Source organism: Taibaiella chishuiensis, assembly GCF_003014535.1.
Taxonomy (GTDB): domain Bacteria; phylum Bacteroidota; class Bacteroidia; order Chitinophagales; family Chitinophagaceae; genus Taibaiella; species Taibaiella chishuiensis.
In genome coordinates this window covers 1,113,748-1,130,791 of record NZ_PYGD01000001.1, presented here as the reverse complement: position 1 = coordinate 1,130,791, position 17,044 = coordinate 1,113,748, and the positions used below count along the sequence as shown (strand labels likewise).

At 48.9% G+C, this 17,044-nt stretch carries 11 protein-coding genes and 2 tRNA genes; 9 read left to right on the top strand and 4 right to left on the bottom strand.

Features of this window, described 5'->3' with window-relative positions; genetic code table 11:
• Positions 1-31: 31 nt before the first annotated feature.
• A complete protein-coding gene (locus tag B0I18_RS04745) occupies positions 32-1,228 on the bottom strand; it encodes a DegT/DnrJ/EryC1/StrS family aminotransferase (RefSeq protein WP_106521485.1) in 1,197 nt (398 codons plus the stop codon).
• Between the two features lie 93 nt (positions 1,229-1,321).
• Between B0I18_RS04745 and B0I18_RS04740 the strand changes: the two genes are divergently transcribed.
• Positions 1,322-3,796 carry a hypothetical protein gene (locus B0I18_RS04740; RefSeq protein ID WP_146146654.1) on the top strand — a complete coding sequence of 825 codons (2,475 nt, stop codon included), beginning with the start codon at positions 1,322-1,324 and terminating at the stop codon, positions 3,794-3,796.
• A 183-nt stretch (positions 3,797-3,979) separates the two neighbouring features.
• The gene (locus B0I18_RS04735; protein ID WP_106521483.1) at positions 3,980-4,291 is read left to right on the top strand and encodes an HU family DNA-binding protein; all 312 of its coding nucleotides are present in this window, start codon (positions 3,980-3,982) and stop codon (positions 4,289-4,291) included.
• A gap of 203 nt (positions 4,292-4,494) precedes the next feature.
• On the opposite strand, the gene B0I18_RS04730 is transcribed toward B0I18_RS04735, so the two are convergent.
• On the bottom strand, positions 4,495-4,971 hold the full coding sequence (locus B0I18_RS04730; RefSeq protein ID WP_106521482.1) for a ribonuclease H-like YkuK family protein: 477 nt from the start codon (positions 4,969-4,971) through the stop codon (positions 4,495-4,497).
• A 271-nt stretch (positions 4,972-5,242) separates the two neighbouring features.
• Between B0I18_RS04730 and scpB the strand changes: the two genes are divergently transcribed.
• A complete protein-coding gene (gene scpB / locus B0I18_RS04725) occupies positions 5,243-5,986 on the top strand; it encodes an SMC-Scp complex subunit ScpB (RefSeq protein WP_106521481.1) in 744 nt (247 codons plus the stop codon).
• 1,034 nt (positions 5,987-7,020) lie between these two features.
• On the opposite strand, the gene B0I18_RS25410 is transcribed toward scpB, so the two are convergent.
• A complete protein-coding gene (locus tag B0I18_RS25410) occupies positions 7,021-8,709 on the bottom strand; it encodes an OmpA family protein (protein WP_281257985.1) in 1,689 nt (562 codons plus the stop codon).
• Between the two features lie 476 nt (positions 8,710-9,185).
• On the opposite strand from B0I18_RS25410, the gene B0I18_RS04715 reads away from it, so the two are divergent.
• The 5 genes from B0I18_RS04715 to B0I18_RS04695 all read left to right on the top strand — a co-directional run bounded on the left by B0I18_RS04715 (position 9,186) and on the right by B0I18_RS04695 (position 13,406).
• The gene (locus tag B0I18_RS04715; RefSeq protein ID WP_106521480.1) at positions 9,186-10,148 is read left to right on the top strand and encodes a polyprenyl synthetase family protein; all 963 of its coding nucleotides are present in this window, start codon (positions 9,186-9,188) and stop codon (positions 10,146-10,148) included.
• 113 nt (positions 10,149-10,261) lie between these two features.
• Entirely contained in the window at positions 10,262-11,005 is a 744-nt protein-coding gene (phbB, locus tag B0I18_RS04710; protein WP_106521479.1) for an acetoacetyl-CoA reductase, read from the top strand.
• A 136-nt stretch (positions 11,006-11,141) separates the two neighbouring features.
• Positions 11,142-13,103: a glycosyltransferase family 2 protein gene (locus tag B0I18_RS04705; protein ID WP_106521478.1), complete on the top strand. Its 1,962-nt coding sequence runs from the start codon at positions 11,142-11,144 to the stop codon at positions 13,101-13,103.
• A 74-nt stretch (positions 13,104-13,177) separates the two neighbouring features.
• Positions 13,178-13,254, top strand: a tRNA-Asn gene (locus B0I18_RS04700).
• A gap of 78 nt (positions 13,255-13,332) precedes the next feature.
• Positions 13,333-13,406: transfer RNA gene (locus B0I18_RS04695), tRNA-Asn, on the top strand.
• Between the two features lie 250 nt (positions 13,407-13,656).
• Here the strand turns inward: B0I18_RS04695 and B0I18_RS04690 are convergent.
• Positions 13,657-16,254: a T9SS type A sorting domain-containing protein gene (locus B0I18_RS04690; protein WP_106521477.1), complete on the bottom strand. Its 2,598-nt coding sequence runs from the start codon at positions 16,252-16,254 to the stop codon at positions 13,657-13,659.
• A gap of 257 nt (positions 16,255-16,511) precedes the next feature.
• On the opposite strand from B0I18_RS04690, the gene B0I18_RS04685 reads away from it, so the two are divergent.
• Positions 16,512-16,919: a hypothetical protein gene (locus B0I18_RS04685; RefSeq protein WP_106521476.1), complete on the top strand. Its 408-nt coding sequence runs from the start codon at positions 16,512-16,514 to the stop codon at positions 16,917-16,919.
• Positions 16,920-17,044: the final 125 nt, after the last annotated feature.

Below are 17,044 nucleotides of genomic sequence, written 5' to 3'. Positions count from 1 at the left end.
GGCTTGTATTAAAATTGTTCAAAGCTTCGTATTATTTTCCCAGGGCATCGTTTACGGCCTTCACCAGTTTGGCGGCCCTTGCATTTACTTCTTCATCCGACCACGACATATTGATCGGCGTGCAGATGCAGCGGCTGATCAGCGCATCGGAAGCCGGGAATTGTTTGTCTTTATAAATGGCCATCGCCTCTTCGAGTTGCGGCGCCAGGCGCGACAGCGTGCGGTGGTTGCGGAAGTGCTCCCAGTTGCGGATATAGTGCCAGTTATTATCGAAATAGTGGAAAGGCACGATACCGGCTGCTTTCATATTGGCGGCCGCCGCACGGGTCGTTGTTTCATCCGGCAGGAAGAAACCCAGGAAGGTAGCGCTATCGCCGGCCTCGTCGGGTATACGGCGGAAGCTTACTTCGGGTATGGCAGCCAGGGCATCTTTAAAGATCTTCTTGGTACGGCGCTGGATCTCCAGGAAGCGGTCGAGCTTGCGGAGCTGCGCCAGGCCCACGGCGGCATGCAGTTCGGAAATACGGAAGTTGTAACCGATATAGGGATGCAGGTCTGCACCACGGTCAACGCCAAGGTGGTCGTGGCCATGATCGCTATAGGCATCGCACTTTTCGTACAGGTCTTTATTATTGGTCACAATACCACCGCCTTCGGCGCAGGTTACTGTTTTTACGAAGTCGAAAGAGAAAGCGCCGGCATCGCCGATGGTGCCCAGGGCCTTGCCTTTGTAGGTACCGCCAAAAGACTGGCAGGCATCTTCGAGCAGGATCAGGTTATGTTTGTCGCAGATAGCTTTCAACGCGTCCAGGTCGGCCATGGCGCCGCACATATGTACCGGCATTACGGCTTTGGTACGCGGGGTGATCGCAGCCTCTACCGCGGCAGGATCGAGAGTAAGGGTATCGTCGATATCTACCAGCACGGGCATCGCGCCTGCAAACAACACACATTCGAAACTGGCCACGAAGGTAAACGTCGGCATGATCACCTCATCGCCGGCGCCTATTCCCATAGCCGCCATAATGGTGCTCAGGGCCGAAGTACCGCTCGAGGTAAGCTGTGCATATTGCACGTTCAGCTTTTCGCGCAGCCCCTGTTCCAGCTCTTTGGCCTTCCAGATGCCTTGGCGTTGCGCATCGAAGCCATAGCGCATCAGGATACCTGTATTTAATACGTCATTCACCTCTTTCCTTTCCTCCTCACCGAAAAATTCAAAACCGGGCATAGTTTATTGTTTTATTTTTGTGCCTGCAAAACTACGGAATATAAACCGCTTAAATTTCCGGAAACGGTTCTATTCAATCCTGCAAAAATGATCATGAAACACCTGAGAAACGTATTTACCGCCCTGATTATTATCGGCGCCCTATGCCTCGAACAGATCGTAACTGCCTGCGGCGGCAGCGAAGACCCTTACGATTATTACACCTCTTTTTTCCAGAACAATGTGACCGGCAGCAAAGCCTACTCTATGTTCTATTACACCTCGGGCCTCTCTTACTACGACCAGTGGGGCGGCCTGGACGATGACGATACCCCCGACGATATCAATATCAAAGAATGGCGGGAGTACGGCCAGCAGCAGTTTTCCGATGCCGATGCCGCAGCGTTTATCTACAAATACGCCTATAAGGACCTCAGTAATCTTTATTACCATATCGAACAACAGAAGGCGCTGCAGTTGCCCGACTCCATATCGCGCAACAGTATGACCAAATGGTTCCTGAAGGATAAAGACCTGGAAGCCCTGGGTTACCTCATGTATGCCAAGAAATGTGAGCTGTACAGCGGTGCCGGCGAAGAAGGCAGCTGGAATGCAGCGCCCAAAGATGTGCCATCCATGGATAAACTGCAGAAAAGCGGCAAACAATTGTGGAAGGCCGCTAAAAAGGATTTCTTCCAGTGGCGGTATGCCTACCAGGTAATGCGCCTGGCCTTTTACAGCAAGGATTACCGCGGTACCAAAGCTTTGTTTACCGAACTGGTCGGCGACAAAACATCAACCAATATCATGTACAACCGTTGCCTGGGGTTGAAGGCCGGCGCTTTCTACCAGACCGGCGATTATAATTTTGCCGCCTACCTGTACTCGCTCGCTTTTAATGCAACCGACGATAACAAGCCCAGTAACTATATCAGCTACGACTGGTGTTTTACCCCGCATGGCGAGGACTACCAAAAGGGGCCGCAAGCCAGCCGGGAAGCCGTATACAAACTGGCGCACACCAATGAGGAGAAGGCGGTGCTGCAGGTTATGGATGCCTTGCATACCTACGAAAATGCCCTGCCCCTGTTGAAAAAAGCTTACGAACTGTCGCCACAGGCTTCGGGCCTCGATATCGTAATGACCCGCGAGATCAACAAAGCCGAACAGAATTACTTCAACTATACCCTGGGCGCCAACAGCGGCTTCAGTGGCGACTATAGCTATGGCTACCGTACCAGCAACAGCAGCTACTACGGTAGTTACGAGCGGGAAGCCTCCGAACGCGCCACCGGTGCGCGGAAGCAAATGCAGGAACTGATGCGCTTCGGTGAAAAAGTATATAACGAAGGCAAGACCCGAGAAGCCCAGTCGGGCTACTGGCCCCTGGCCCTGGCCTATCTCCACTACATGGACCAGAACTGGAAAAGCTGTGCCGAATGGATTGCCAAAGCAGAAAAACAAAACCCAACGGGTAAGATAAAGGATATGCTGCTGCTGGAAAAACTGCTGCTGGCCATTAACAGCAAACAAAAGCTGGACGCCGCTACAGAACAGGATATCCTGCCTTCGGTACAATGGCTCGAAGAGAAGGCTAAAAAGCAAAACCGTTATGCCATTACCTACCGCAACCTGCTGACGACCGTATTGCCCAATGCCTATATCAAACAAGGCGATACCATGAAAGCCCTGCTGTGTATAGCCCGCGGCTCTACCGGCCCTGAAGGTTACGGCAGTTACAGTTACTGGCAGTATGAGAAGAAAGAGCAGGTATATGTTGATCCCGGCTTTTCTTCGGAAATGAACCAGGTAAGCACTGCCGGTGTACTGGCCCTTAAAGACTGGCTTAAAAGCGGCAAGAAATCGGCCTACGAATCCTGGCTGATAAAACACAAGCCCTATAAAGACGGCGCCCTGGAACTGTATGTGGGCACACGTTACCTGCGCCAGCATGAGTTCGATAAGGCAGAAGCCATATTGAAAAATGTCTCGAAAAGCCTGTTGAGCGATTATGCTTTTGCCGATCCTTTTGCAGATTATTGGATCGACACCCAGGAGCCGGCCGATACCACCACCCCTTCGGATAAATACCAGTTTGCCCGCGAAATGAACCGCATGCAAAGTAATATCGACAAGGCCGATGCCGCTACCCTGTACCGTTATGCCAACGGGCTGTATAGCATGACTTATTACGGCTTGTGCTGGGATGCCGGTATGTACGGCCGCAGCGGTTCGGACGGAATGGCCTATTATGCCGATACCAGCCGTAACAGGTTGCTGGACGATTACCGGAAATACTATACTGCCGAAGAGCCTATGAAGTACTACCAGCTTGCCCTGGATAAGAGTAAGGATAAGGAGCTGAAAGCAAAATGCCTGTTTATGCTGTCCAAATGCTGGCAAAAAAGCGCAACCTCCCTCCGCGATTACCATTACGACCCTACAGAGAACAACGACTACGTACAATACACGCTTAAAAGCCCCTATTTCAAACAGCTGAAGGCCGAGTACGCCAACACCGCTGCATACAAAGAATTATTGCAGGACTGCACCTATTTACAATACTATGTGCGTAAGACAAACCAATAATGCGTTAACCAAATGAAAAAAAAATCCTAAATAACAAGAATAAGTTCTGCTTTAACAAAAGTTTCCAAGGGTAGATAATGATTTTGGTAGTTTTGTGTTGTATGTTTGATTATCAGAAACATGACAATATAAATTTGCATTATTTAACAAAAAATCATTCCTGAGCAAAACAAAAAATAACCTATGAGAAAGGCAGATATGGTAGCCCGGATTGCTGATAAAACAGGCATTCCCAAAGTAGATGTTTTAGTGACCCTGGAAACCTTTTTTAAAGAGGTAAAAAGTTCACTAACCGAAGGCGAGGCGGTATATGTTAGAGGTTTTGGCAGCTTTATCGTAAAGAAGAGGGCCGCTAAAATAGGGCGTAACATCAAGAAAAATGTCGCAGTGGAGATCCCGGAACATTTCATCCCGGCATTCAAACCTGCTAAAGAATTTATGCAAACCGTAAAGGATAACGCGGTTGGTATTACCAGCTCGGAAGACGAAGATTAAGCCGGCAAACTGCCTCTCTTTCCCAAAGGTATAACATAAATAGTACTGCATCAGCATCTCCCTGCCGGTGCAGTTTTTTTATTGCCACCGGGCGCAGTAAGGGTATGACTTTGAAATGGAATAAGGTGAGGAGGATATTATCGCCTGAACCGAATCAGGCAACGGGAGCTTACAACGCTGCAGTAGGGACAGGATACCTGCTGCTAGTTGATCACTTTGTCTGCACAGCAACTGCTGGCAAAGGCTTCGGGCTTGGCCTTAAAGGCGAATCCCATACCCAGGATATAACCCATGGCTTCGCTCAGGGCTATATTGCTTTTAAACTGGGGATTGGTATTGATGTCTGCATGTACTTCCATATCGACATCATAGCGGTTAAACAGTTCGCAGAGATCATAAGCGGTCTCGATACTCTTAGCCACTTCTACCAGCATACGTTCTTTAAGCGAATAGGCCTGGTTCGAACGGTCGTTCTGGATAAACATGAAGCCGCCGCGTTTTTCCCGCAGGAAAACAATAACGGTAGCGAACTCCACATGCGTTCCACTGTATACCTGCGAATCGGTACCGATACAGACCTTTAGCTTATGTCCCGCATTCGTCTCCCGGATAATGGCGGCTTCCACCGCAGCTTTGATCGGCGTCTTAATGGTTTCGCCTTTAAATGTTCTCCAATGCATAAATGAAGGTTTTTCATAATTAAACTCTTATAAAGATATACAAAAAAAGAGCAACTAATCATTACGCAATGGTTAAGTAAGTATGAAAAAGCGATGCAGCGCTGCTTTCAGCCTGCAGAGGCCTGCTTAAAGCGCCAGGATCGTTTATGGTAAAGGCATACAGCAATACCCGGAAATTTGTCCACACCTGTGCATTACTTTTTAAACGCAAATAGAAAAGCTGTTTTACTTTCGATGCAGCATACGATAGCAGATAAGCCCAAGAAACACCATGGAAATAGAACAATTAATGCCGCATGTAGAAGCCCTGATCTTTGCCAGCGAAAGACCATTACCACAAATGGAAATGATCGAACTGCTGGGCAACGTGATGGACGCCCCGCTGGAAAGCGATAAGGTGGCTATATGCCTCGAAGCTGTTAAAGAAAAATACGATACCGAATACTATCCCTTCGAGTTATCAGAAACCGGCGGCGGTTACCAGTTCCTGACCAAGAAAACTTACCACCAGACCGTATTGCAGCTCAACGGCGATAAGTATATCAAAAAGCTTTCGACCTCTGCCATGGAGACCCTGGCTATTATCGTTTATAAACAACCCATCACCAAATCGGATATCGAATTTATACGGGGTGTAAGTTCCGACTACTCCATCCAGAAGCTGCTGGAAAAGGAACTGATTATGATCGCCGGCCGTAATGAACAGGCTGTAGGCAAACCCCTGTTATATGCCACGACCAAGAACTTTATGGACTACCTGGGCATCAACGCTACCGGGCAGTTACCGGAGTTGAAAGAGATCATCAATACCGATATCGTATTCCCGACCAATGGTGCGGAAGCTATCCCGGATAGCGATGTGGAGCGCGCGGAAAGCGGCCAGTTGTTTATCGACAGTTCGGGCGAATTAAGGGAAGGCGAAAGGAATGGAGATGCCGGCGATACCGGTAAAACAGACGGAGAAGATACCGACAATACTGATACCGACAATACTGATAATACAGAAGAAGTATAAAAGAATGTCTTTTAAAGCGAAGGCGTCCTGTTGCAGAACAGGGCGCTTTTTTTTTGTTAGATGTGAGATGTGAGGAAGCCTGTCATCCTGAGCATCGCGAAGGATCTCATCCCCTAGCTGGCTTTAACAGCGTGCAAAGCATCAAGCACCAGGAGGAATGTTGTCATCGGGAGCGCAGCGATGGAGCTCATTTATTAGTATCAAGTATCAAGTATCAAGTATCAAGAAGGAGCCTGTCATTCTGAAAGAGGGAGTCTGTCATCCTGAGCACAGCGAAGGATCTCACCGATTAGCTGGCCGTATTAGCGTGTAAAGCATCAAGCACCAAAAGGAAGTCTGTCATCGGGAGCGCAGCGAAGGATCTCATCAATTAGCTGCCCGTATTAGGGTGCAAAGCATCAAGCACCAGGAGGAATGTTCTTATCCTGAGCGCAGCGAAGGATCTCATCCCCTAGCTGGCTTTAGCAGCGTGCAAAGCATCAAGCATCAGGAGGAAGTCTGTCATCGGGAGCATAGCGAAGGATCTCATCAGTTAGCTGGCCGTATTAGCGTGCAAAGCATCAAGCAACAAGAGGAATATTGTCATCCTGAGCACAGCGAAGGAACTCATCAATTAGCTGGCTTTAACAGCGTGCAAAGCATCAAGTACCAAAAGGAAGCCTGTCATCGGGAGCGCATGCGAAGGAACTCATCCCCTAGCTGGCTTTAACAGCGTGGAAAGCATCAAGTACCAAAAGGAAGCCTGTCATCGGGAGCGCAGTGAAGGATCTCATCAATTAGCTGGCCGTATGAGCGTGCCAAGCATCAAGCACCAAGAGGAATGTTGTCATCCTGAGCATCGCGAAGGATCTCATCAATTAGCTGGCCGTATTAGGGTGCAAAGCATCAAGCACCAGGAGGAATGTGGTCATCCTTCGCTGCGCGAAGGATCTCACCGGTAAGCGGGCTTTACCCTTCGAGGGTAGATCACAACCACAAAAAAAAGCGCCCCGGAATAATCCGGGGCGCTCGTAATATTAAGAAGTCAGACTTTCTTATTTTTTAGTACCCAGTTGTGGGTGCGGAGGAGGCAGGTTAGATGGGCCTTCTTCGCCAGGCATTGCAGAACGGTACATTACACAGTTTACATCACCAGTACCACCAGTGTATTGGAAGATGAACTGGTCACGGCTGATCTGCTGAGTTTCGCTCAGGTACTCGATTACCGCGTTAACGCGATCCCAAGAACGCTGCTGCTGAACTTTGCTGTTACCAGCGTTACCCATAACTACAACTTTACAAGTAGGAGCAGTTTTCATCTGGGCAGCCAGGTTAGCCAGTTGGTTCTGAGCTTCAGAGCTCAGTTTAGCAGAGCTACCTTTGAAGCATACGGAACCAGCACCCAGGTTACAACCTACAGGACCTACAGTACCACACTCAGGGCCAGGGCAAGGGCATTTACCGATACCATCAACGTCAACTGGTTGACATTCTGTAGGCGTGATGCGTTGTTTATCTTTGTAGTCAGGAACACCATCACCATCTGTATCCAGAGGACAACCGTGAACGTCTACAGCTACACCAGCAGGAGTATCAGGACATTTGTCGAATTGGTCAGTTACACCGTCACCATCTGTATCAGGCAGTACCGGATCAGGCAGTTTCATGTGACGAGGATCAGCAAGTTCGTTGTAGATGTGATCCATTGGGTTAACCCACCACAGAGGCAGAACGCTGCGTTTTTTGTTGCCGATGTTGAAAGACAGACCAACAGAAGCGTAGTTGATCAGGTCTTTATCTGGGCTCAGGCCACCTGCAGGCTGCATTTGTACACCGTCAACCAGGTCGCTTCCGATCCAGGACAGTTTTTCTTCGAAGTTCAGGGATACGCGGTTACCTAATTTGAACTGCAGACCCAGACCACCAGTCAGCACAGGGCTCAGCTGGTTGTCACCCATCATAGAATGCGACTCTTTCCTGTTTACTGATTCGTATTGACCATCTTTAAACAGTTCTTTCAGAGCGTCGTTTGTAGCTTTCCTATCTTTCCACTGCTGCGTACCTGCAGGTACTTTGCTGAAGTCATAAGCAGCACCGTTTTTGTCGGCTGTAGAAATTTTAGTCTGCCAGGCCATCAGACCGCCACCGATAAATCCGTACAGGCTTACAGAATTCTTAGCCTTGTTGAATTTAATGTTGTTGATGTTACCTACCAACTGTAAAGTCAGTTCGTGAGAAGTGAATTTGTAGTTGCTGTAGATTTTACCACCATTCATAGTCTGATATGCTGGAATACCGCTCCATGGCAGTTCGCCTGAAGCTGAACGGGTACGGTAGTCGAAACCGGAAGCCATACCGTAAACATACTGTAAACGCAGTGAGGTAGAATAACCCAGAGCTTTACGCAGTGTAGCACCGAAACCTACAGAGTTTAAAGGTTTTGCTGCAGTGAACGGAGTTTTGCTGGTAACATCTCCGAATACGTTGTAAACACCTGCATTGATACCCAGTTCCCACATATTACGTGGTTTAGCAGGGAAAGCGTACTGGTGGTTGAGGTACTGCTTTTGTTGCTCCATTCTGCTTGCAGGAATGTAGGCAGTATCCAATGCATCATAGCTCTGACCGCGGTAGGTCATATCCCTACCTGTCCAGGACGCTGGCGCTGATTCTTGTGCGAAAGCAGGTTGTAAAGCTAACGCTGAACAAACACCTGCTAACAAGATGTACTTTTTGTTGACCATAACGAGATTGTTTATTTGAAAAAAAAATTATAATTTAAACTATAAAATCCGGGACAAAGGTATAACAGGAAATCCAATTATCAAAAAAAATGTCCCGGGGCATTCTTTAAAATATTGCCAAAAGAATCTAAAGTTTATACAAATACAATTTATCACTAAAAAGCATGAATCTTATATTGTAAGAGTACAATTAATACTATGCCTTTGTTGTGTATTTTATAAACAGGGCCGTGTAATGGCTGCCTGCCTGTATGCCCCGTTCGATCTATGCTTCCGGAATGTGGCTCCTGCATTAACGAGCAAATATCATGCCAAATAAAAACAAATTATCTTTCAAATTCTATCTTATCCTTCAATAATCCTTTCTATTTTAGCCGTCTCATTGCAAGACGACAGAATTGTCGAAGACCTTGGCTTCAAATGAAGTTTAAACATACACAAAAATTACTTAAAACAACAAACAATACTTCCCGCGGGTGAAAAATGTAAAGAAACCGATTGCCGCAGAGCTTGACCTGTTCGAAAAAAAATTTGCAGAAAGCGTCCGCAGCAAGAATCCCCTGCTCGACCGTATCATGCGCTTTATTATAAGGCGTAAAGGCAAACAGATGCGCCCTATGTTCGTATTCCTTGCCGCCAAAATAAGCGGGGGCGTTACCGACAGCACCTACCGGGCCTCTTCCCTGATCGAGTTGCTGCATACGGCCACGCTTGTACACGACGATGTGGTGGATGACGCCAATATGCGCCGCAGCTTCTTCTCTGTAAATGCACTCTGGAAAAATAAAGTAGCCGTACTGGTCGGCGACTACCTGTTGTCTAAAGGATTGCTGCTGTCGCTCGAGAACGACGATTTCCAGATCCTGAAGATCGTATCTACCGCGGTAAAAGAAATGAGTGAAGGCGAACTGCTGCAGATCGAAAAAACCAGGAAGCTCGATATTAAAGAGGACATATATTTCGAGATCATACGCAGTAAAACAGCCTCCCTGCTGGCATCGGCCTGCTCGGCAGGCGCCTGGTCGGCCACCGGCGACCCGGAAACAGCCAAACTATTCCACACCTTCGGGGAGAAGATCGGCATCAGTTTCCAGATCAAGGACGACCTGTTCGATTACGGCCACGATAATATAGGTAAGCCCACAGGTATCGATATCAAGGAAAAGAAAATGACCCTGCCCCTGATCTATACCCTGCAGCATGTGGATGAAGCGACCAAAAGAAAGATCATCTACATCGTCAAAAACCAGAACAAGGATAAACATAAGGTAAACGAAGTAATCGAGATCGTGAAGCAACATGGCGGTATTGCCTATGCTCACGAGAAAATGATGCAGTACCAGGCCGAAGCCATGGAAGTGCTGCACCGCTTCCCGGAATCGGAAGCGCGGAACGCCATGGAAGAACTCGTACAATATGTAACTGAACGCCGCTACTAAGCGGCGTTCCTGTTTACAGGCCCTGCAATAAGCTTTCGTTATCTTTCTTTTACACCCCGCCTTTACACCGGTTTGGATTTATTTTTATATCTTAAACAAAAAATTGTTTACTTATGGAAAATAAAAAATATGTCGCTTTAGTGACCGGGGCTACCGGGGGATTGGGCACGCATATCTGCAAGCGCCTCGCCGATGACGGGTATATCGTTTGTGCGAACTACAGGTCGCAGGAGAAAGCGGAAGCATGGCAGCAACAGATGCAGCAGGACGGCTATACTTTTCATTTGTATCATGCCGATGTGTCGGATTACGACGATGTAGGCCGGATGATAACAGCCATTACGCAAGACCATGGCCCTGTAGATGTACTGGTGAATAATGCCGGCATCACCCGCGACGGCGCCTTTAAGAAAATGTCCAAAGAAAACTGGGATGCCGTGATCGGCACTAACCTCACCAGTGTTTTTAATTGCTGTAGCCACGTCATCAACCCGATGCTCAACCAAACCTATGGCCGCATCATCAATATATCTTCTGTAAACGGGCAGCGGGCGCAGTTTGGCCAGGTAAACTATGCTGCAGCTAAGGCCGGCATGCACGGTATTACCAAAACGCTGGCTATAGAAACAGCGTCCAAAGGCATTACCGTAAATACGATATCGCCGGGTTATGTGGCCACCGACATGGTAATGGCCGTTGCCCCCGAGGTGCGTAATAAGATTATAGAAGGTATACCGGTAGGGCGTATGGGCGGCACAGAAGAGATTGCCCACCTGGTATCGTTCCTCGCATCTCCCAAGTCGGGGTTTATTACCGGCGCCAATTATGCGATCAACGGCGGGCAGCACGTTTACTAGTCTGCGCATACCTGCAGCCGTATAATATTGATTATTAGTTTCGAAAATTTGCACTTCCTTCCAGAAAATCTATTTTTGTGATCCGGGGGGTGCATTTTTTTATCCGGCATACCCCGCTCCCAACTTTGTGATCTACATGCAACAGAAGAAAGTATCCGTTATTATTGTCAGTTACAATGTCCGGTCCTTCCTGGAATTGTGCCTTGATTCCGTAACGCGTGCTGTACGTTCGTTACCTGCAGAGATTATCGTTATCGACAATAACTCTTCAGACGACAGCTGTGCCCTGGTAGCGGAAAAGTTCAAAGAGGTTATCCTGATCGCCAATAAAGACAATGCAGGCTTTTCGAAGGCCAACAACCAGGGCGTAGCCATTGCACAGGGGGCCTATATCCACTTCCTGAACCCGGATACCGTTGTTCCTGAAGATTTTTATGAACTCACCATTGCTTACCTGGACCAGCATCCCGAGATCGGTTGCCTGGGTCCCAAACTGCTCGATGGACGGGGGCAATATGCCTATGATTCCAAAAAGTCTTTCCCATCGTTCTGGACTTCCGTGTATAAAGTAACCGGTCTTTCCAAACTTTTTTCGCGGTCGGTCGTGTTTAACCGGTACTATGCTGCACATGTGGGCGAAAATGAAACGGCGGAGGTCGATATCCTTTCAGGTTGTTGCCTGCTGGTACGCAAAAGCGCCATGGACGCTGCAGGCGGCAGTTTCGACGAGTCGTATTTCATGTACTGCGAAGACGTGGATCTTTGTCACCGGGTACAACAGGCCGGCTACAAAAACTATTATTACCCGCAAACCTCGATCATCCATTACAAAGGAGAAAGTACCCGTAAGCTAAGCGCCCGTTATATCAAGATCTTTTACGAGGCCCATGCTTTGTTTGTGAAACGGTATTATCCCAAAAGGCTTGGCGCCATTTATATTTTCTCGCTGAAGATGGTATTGGCACTGCGTAACTTTTTCAACTGGGGCCGCTATCTCTTCTCCTTGTTTAAGATGTTCCTGCTCGATGCCTTGCTGTTGTTTATCGTTACAACGCTGGTCAAAGATTTCTGGTTCGACAATATCGCCCCCCGTACCATGCCACCGGGACTATTCGGCACGACCATCCCGCTGTTCCTCTGCATCTGGTTGTTGTCGCTGTTCCTCAACGGCGCATACGATAAGCCATTCAGCTTGTTTAAGGCGGGCCGGGGTATGGTATTGGGCACCATTCTGGTGCTGGCAGGGTACGGGCTATTGCCTATGGCCTACCGCTATTCCCGCGGGGTGGTCCTGTTTAGCGGCATGACCGGCGCAGTGGTATTGCTGCTGATACGCTGGCTGTTATCCCTGCTGGGCTGGATCCGCCTGGTACCCCGCGGTAAGATCGATTATAAGGCAGCCATTATTGGTAATAAAGATGAGGCGGCAGCCACGGAGACCTTGCTGGACCAACAGCATTATAATCTCGAGATCGTTGGCCGGGTATCCTCCGCAACAAACGATACCGACCAGAGCCTGGGCAATACAGCCGACCTGTCCGGCATCCAGCAGGTATACAATATCAACGAATTTGTATTTAACACCGGCTCGATGCCCTATAAGGAGATCATGCAGCGCATGGGACAAACCACGCGGCCGTTTTTCAAGATCCATGTAACAGACAGTAATGCCATTGTGGGCAGCAATAGCCTCCGGCATAATGCCGAGGAGTTTTCGCTCAGTAAACGTTATGCGATCAGTGCCGCCGACTCCCGCCGCAACAAACGCATTTTCGATCTGACAACCGGTATCGCTCTCCTGCTGTTGTACCCGCTGTTGTCGTTTAAGGTGGCCGATAAAAAGGGCTTCTGGAAAAACATCCTGCAGGTGATCGGGGGTAAAAAAACATGGGTAGGCTATGCACCGGATCTTGCAGCAGCCAAACAACTGCCGGCTATACCCACGCCGGTTATTCCGCCCTACCCGCTTAATACTTCGTATGCGCCCGACCGGTATAACCAGGAACATTTATCGGAGCAATACGCCGAAAATTTTGCCGCGCTGGATGATTTCCGGATCGTATGGGTAAACTTCAGATTCCTGGGAAAAAATTTTTAAAAAGTCCTGAAATATTTTTGCGAAATAAAAATTTTAGTTACTTTTGCACTCCCTTCGCGAGAAGGCATTGAAATTCTTCCTTAGCTCAGTTGGTTAGAGCATCTGACTGTTAATCAGAGGGTCGCTGGTTCAAGTCCAGCAGGGAGAGCCAAAAGCCCCGCTAGCACAGCAGGGCTTTCATTTTTTGATTACCCGTGCAATATTTCCCTTCGCGAGAAGGCATTCACATTCTTCCTTAGCTCAGTTGGTTAGAGCATCTGACTGTTAATCAGAGGGTCGCTGGTTCAAGTCCAGCAGGGAGAGCCCAGAAGCCCCGCTAACACAGCGGGGCTTTTTTTATGTCCTGTATTTTCCAGTCTTTTACCCATCCCCTTCCGCCTCACCCCGGCGTACCTGCATCGTAGGTTTGTATCCTCAACAAAGCATGTGAGATATTAGATATTAGATATTAGATGAGAGCAGCTATAGGAAATGAAAAACACACCCGGCCCAACAGCCGGGTGTGTTCCATTATATCAAAACAATCCTCTGCGGGACATGTTACAATGTGCAGTTATTCCTTATTCAATTTATGCTGGGTAACGGTATTCCCATTAAACAATTGCAACAGGTACATACCGGCAGGATAACCGGCAAGCGACAGTTTCGTTTCCTGCCCGGTTATTGCTTGCTCCAGCACCAGCCGGCCGGTAAAGTCGTACAACAAAAGCCTGCCCGATACCGGTACATGATTGCTCCGGATAGTAACCCATTCTTTGGCCGGGTTTGGATAGACCCGGTAATTGCCGGCATCAGCGCCATCGTTATTACGTACCAGCACCACCTCGCTGTACGTATAGGAACCGTCGGCATCGATCATCTTTAACCGGTAATAGTTTTCAGACACAGGCTGCAGATGCCTGTAGCTGTAATGATTGGATAAAGCCCTGCGTGCCTGAACCATAACCAACGTGCTGAACCGTATGCCATCGGTTGCGTGCTGCAATTCAAAATGGCTGCTGTTCTTTTCATCTACGGTTTCCCAATCCAGATCTACTCCGCCTTCCCGGTATATGCCTTTAAAGGCTACCAGGTGGAGCGGCAGGGGCGACCCTGCACTACCCACAGCCAGTACTGCGCCTGCCGTCGTCAACCCCGAACGGGTAAGGGTATATGGGCCCGATCCTTGTGCCGCAGCCAGGGCTGACGCATTCCAGCTCCCGCTGCTGTAACGGGATACGGTGCAATTCTGGTTATCAAAACCAGGTAACTCGTCCGCAGCATTCCATTGTAAAGTAACCGAGGCATTCAAGGCATTTGTTGAGCTGAGATTCCAGGCTTTAGCCACCACGTTATTCGTTATTTTAGGACCATTGGGCGTGCTGAAGGATCCGAAATAACCAGTACATACGGAATCCCGCATCCCCAGGGAAAAATAAGTTGCCGGGCCGCTATTATTTACCTTAAGCGGCGTGTAAGAAGTTGCGCTCGTGCCTACCGGGAAAAGAACATCTCCGGTACGCCCTCCTGTACCAATATTATTCTGGATCAGCACCGAGGAAGACCGTGCCGGCGCCAGTACGATAAAGGAATTGGGATCTGCCTGCACGATATTACCGGTGGCGTTGATCGTAACGGTATTGTCGCCTGTAAAAAGTTTGCCGTTATTCAGCGTCAGCGTCCCGTTTACCTGGATACCACCGGCTATCGTAAGTGTTTTATCACCCCGGATCTCAAGGTTGTTATAAGTGCTTGAAAGAACGACCTGCGTCGGTGCACCCGCATAAATCAGCTTACCCTGGGTGAGATCCAGGGTTCCCCTTACCATAAGCGAAGACTGCATGACGGTAATGGCGCCATGCACCTTCAGCGCACTCGCGGCATTGGCAAACGTGACCGAGGTGAGGATACCAACATAGAGATTCCGGCAGACGGCATCGGGAATATCGACCACCGGGCTTGGCGATGTCGCATGTATGGGCGCAATCACTACATCGGTAGTAGAGTCGGGAAGTAACCCGCAACTCCAGTTATTCGGATTCGACCATTGCGGCGTACCAAAAAGCCACTCCCCTCTCGCTTTCACACTCAGCAACACACTATCAGAAGTTACCGAACCTGCAGCATTACTGACCACGACACGGTAATACCCACCTCCACCCGATGCACCCGCATTAATATGAAAACGGCTGGTATTACTTCCCGAGAAAGGCAGCGTATCCACCATATCGGTAAATGCAAGTGTGCTATTGCTTCGGCGCTGCCATTTATAGGTTGTCGCATAGCTGGCATTTACTTTAAGTACCGTATCCATACCGATACAGGCGGTGGTTTTGACGGGCTGTAAAGTAATCACAGGCGGCACGGCAAAGGCGCAGGTCGCGTTTAAGTCATAAGGCGAGGCATTGGCCCCGTTCCAGCCTGACCGGTCGTTTATTGCGTTACGCAACGCCACGCCTGTCGGGTAGACGGCTAAGGCGCAGTCGTATTTCCAGTTGGCCTTTTTATCGGTTGCAGGGTCAAACAAAGGTCCGGCTCCTGTTACCAGCATTACTGCAGTAATATTACCGGCCAGGCCGGGAGGTATACCCGAGCGGCTTCCGTTGCTGGTAACATAACCTGCATCCCAGGCGACCAGCGTACTAGTCCCGTCTACGTTCTCTGCATTGGTATGTACCCCGGCTATCATCAGCGGATCGACATTGAGCGCGCCCTGGTAAGCCAACACCTGGTCGCCCGCCGGGGACAGCCAAAAGTTAGGCGTCGTAAGGACCGCGGTACCCGAAGTAGCCGACACGATTGCCGTACCGGTCCCGTTTACCTGGATATGCACTTGAGTAAACACCGGCAGATCGCTGCCGGCTGTCCAGGTAATGACGCCTTCGTCGTTCGTGAAAGCGGGACTGGTCATGCTTGTAGCAACGTTCCAGCCATTGTCGGTAAAGTTGATCGTTGTTCCGGCAGTAATGCCTTCCACCTTCAGGATAACAAAGCTGAACTCGTTGCTGTAGGTAGTCGTTGCGGCGTCAAAGCTATTATAACCCGTAAAGGCTATATCTCCTGCTGTAAGCGCCGTTTGCGCCCTAAGGTCGAATACGGTGCCGCAGGCAATAAGGCCCAGGAGGCCAAAGAGGCAATTGCGGAATGCTCCGCGTAGTGATTGTGTTTTCATACATTGTTGGGTGTTTCAGGTTAAGGTTAGGTATTACATCAGGGATTACTCACGAGCTTGCAGTCAATAAAACACATATTCCCGATTGCAATATAATAAAATATTAACAAATCATTTATGTTTATCGTCTATTATAGCCTGGAAAGGGCCGGAAGTATTCCTGCGCGATTAAAAAAATGCAGGATGTTACAGGAGGGCATTTAATACCCTTATGCCTTTTGATCTTTGCCCTTCACCAAAACACAAATCAATTTTTTATGAAAAACATGAAATTGTTGCTCGCCTTTACCGTAACCGCAATGTTGTTCTTCAGCAGTTCTTTTGCCACTACCATTACCCGCAAAGGCGGCGGCGGCAACACCATCGTCAGCTGTGCCGTATTCCAGGCAGGTTTCGGCGCGCCTTATTATGCCTTTGGCCTGTCGGCAAGCGATGTAACGAAAACCACACCGCTTACCGCTCCCACGATCGTTTATTTTGCCGATGAAGCCAGTGTGCGGTTCAATGGTATCCTGGGCACGAACCTGGTCGACATCTCTACCAACCCATCCGCACCGACCAGCTTTTCGAAAGTGGTTACCGTAGGCTCATCAGCGCCTTACATCGTACAGGTTAACGCATGGCGCATAGGTTACGATATCTACTTCTCCGTGATCCGTTCCTGATACGGGAAAAAGTACAATAGCCCGGTCTGCTGAACGGGTACGAGTAATCCCCGGGACCCTTCTTCCGGGGATTATTTATAAAAGGTATTCAGGCGGGCAGATTTTTTTGCCAGGAATTGGCAGAA

Excerpts from the sequence above, each read along its gene's own strand:
- B0I18_RS04745 (WP_106521485.1), bottom strand. The coding sequence starts at position 1,228 with ATGCCCGGTTTTGAATTTTTCGGTGAGGAGGAAAGGAAAGAGGTGAAT.
- B0I18_RS04740 (WP_146146654.1), top strand. The coding sequence starts at position 1,322 with ATGAAACACCTGAGAAACGTATTTACCGCCCTGATTATTATCGGCGCC.
- B0I18_RS04735 (WP_106521483.1), top strand. The coding sequence starts at position 3,980 with ATGAGAAAGGCAGATATGGTAGCCCGGATTGCTGATAAAACAGGCATT.
- B0I18_RS04730 (WP_106521482.1), bottom strand. The coding sequence starts at position 4,971 with ATGCATTGGAGAACATTTAAAGGCGAAACCATTAAGACGCCGATCAAA.
- scpB (WP_106521481.1), top strand. The coding sequence starts at position 5,243 with ATGGAAATAGAACAATTAATGCCGCATGTAGAAGCCCTGATCTTTGCC.
- B0I18_RS25410 (WP_281257985.1), bottom strand. The coding sequence starts at position 8,709 with ATGGTCAACAAAAAGTACATCTTGTTAGCAGGTGTTTGTTCAGCGTTA.
- phbB (WP_106521479.1), top strand. The coding sequence starts at position 10,262 with ATGGAAAATAAAAAATATGTCGCTTTAGTGACCGGGGCTACCGGGGGA.
- B0I18_RS04705 (WP_106521478.1), top strand. The coding sequence starts at position 11,142 with ATGCAACAGAAGAAAGTATCCGTTATTATTGTCAGTTACAATGTCCGG.
- B0I18_RS04690 (WP_106521477.1), bottom strand. The coding sequence starts at position 16,254 with ATGAAAACACAATCACTACGCGGAGCATTCCGCAATTGCCTCTTTGGC.
- B0I18_RS04685 (WP_106521476.1), top strand. The coding sequence starts at position 16,512 with ATGAAAAACATGAAATTGTTGCTCGCCTTTACCGTAACCGCAATGTTG.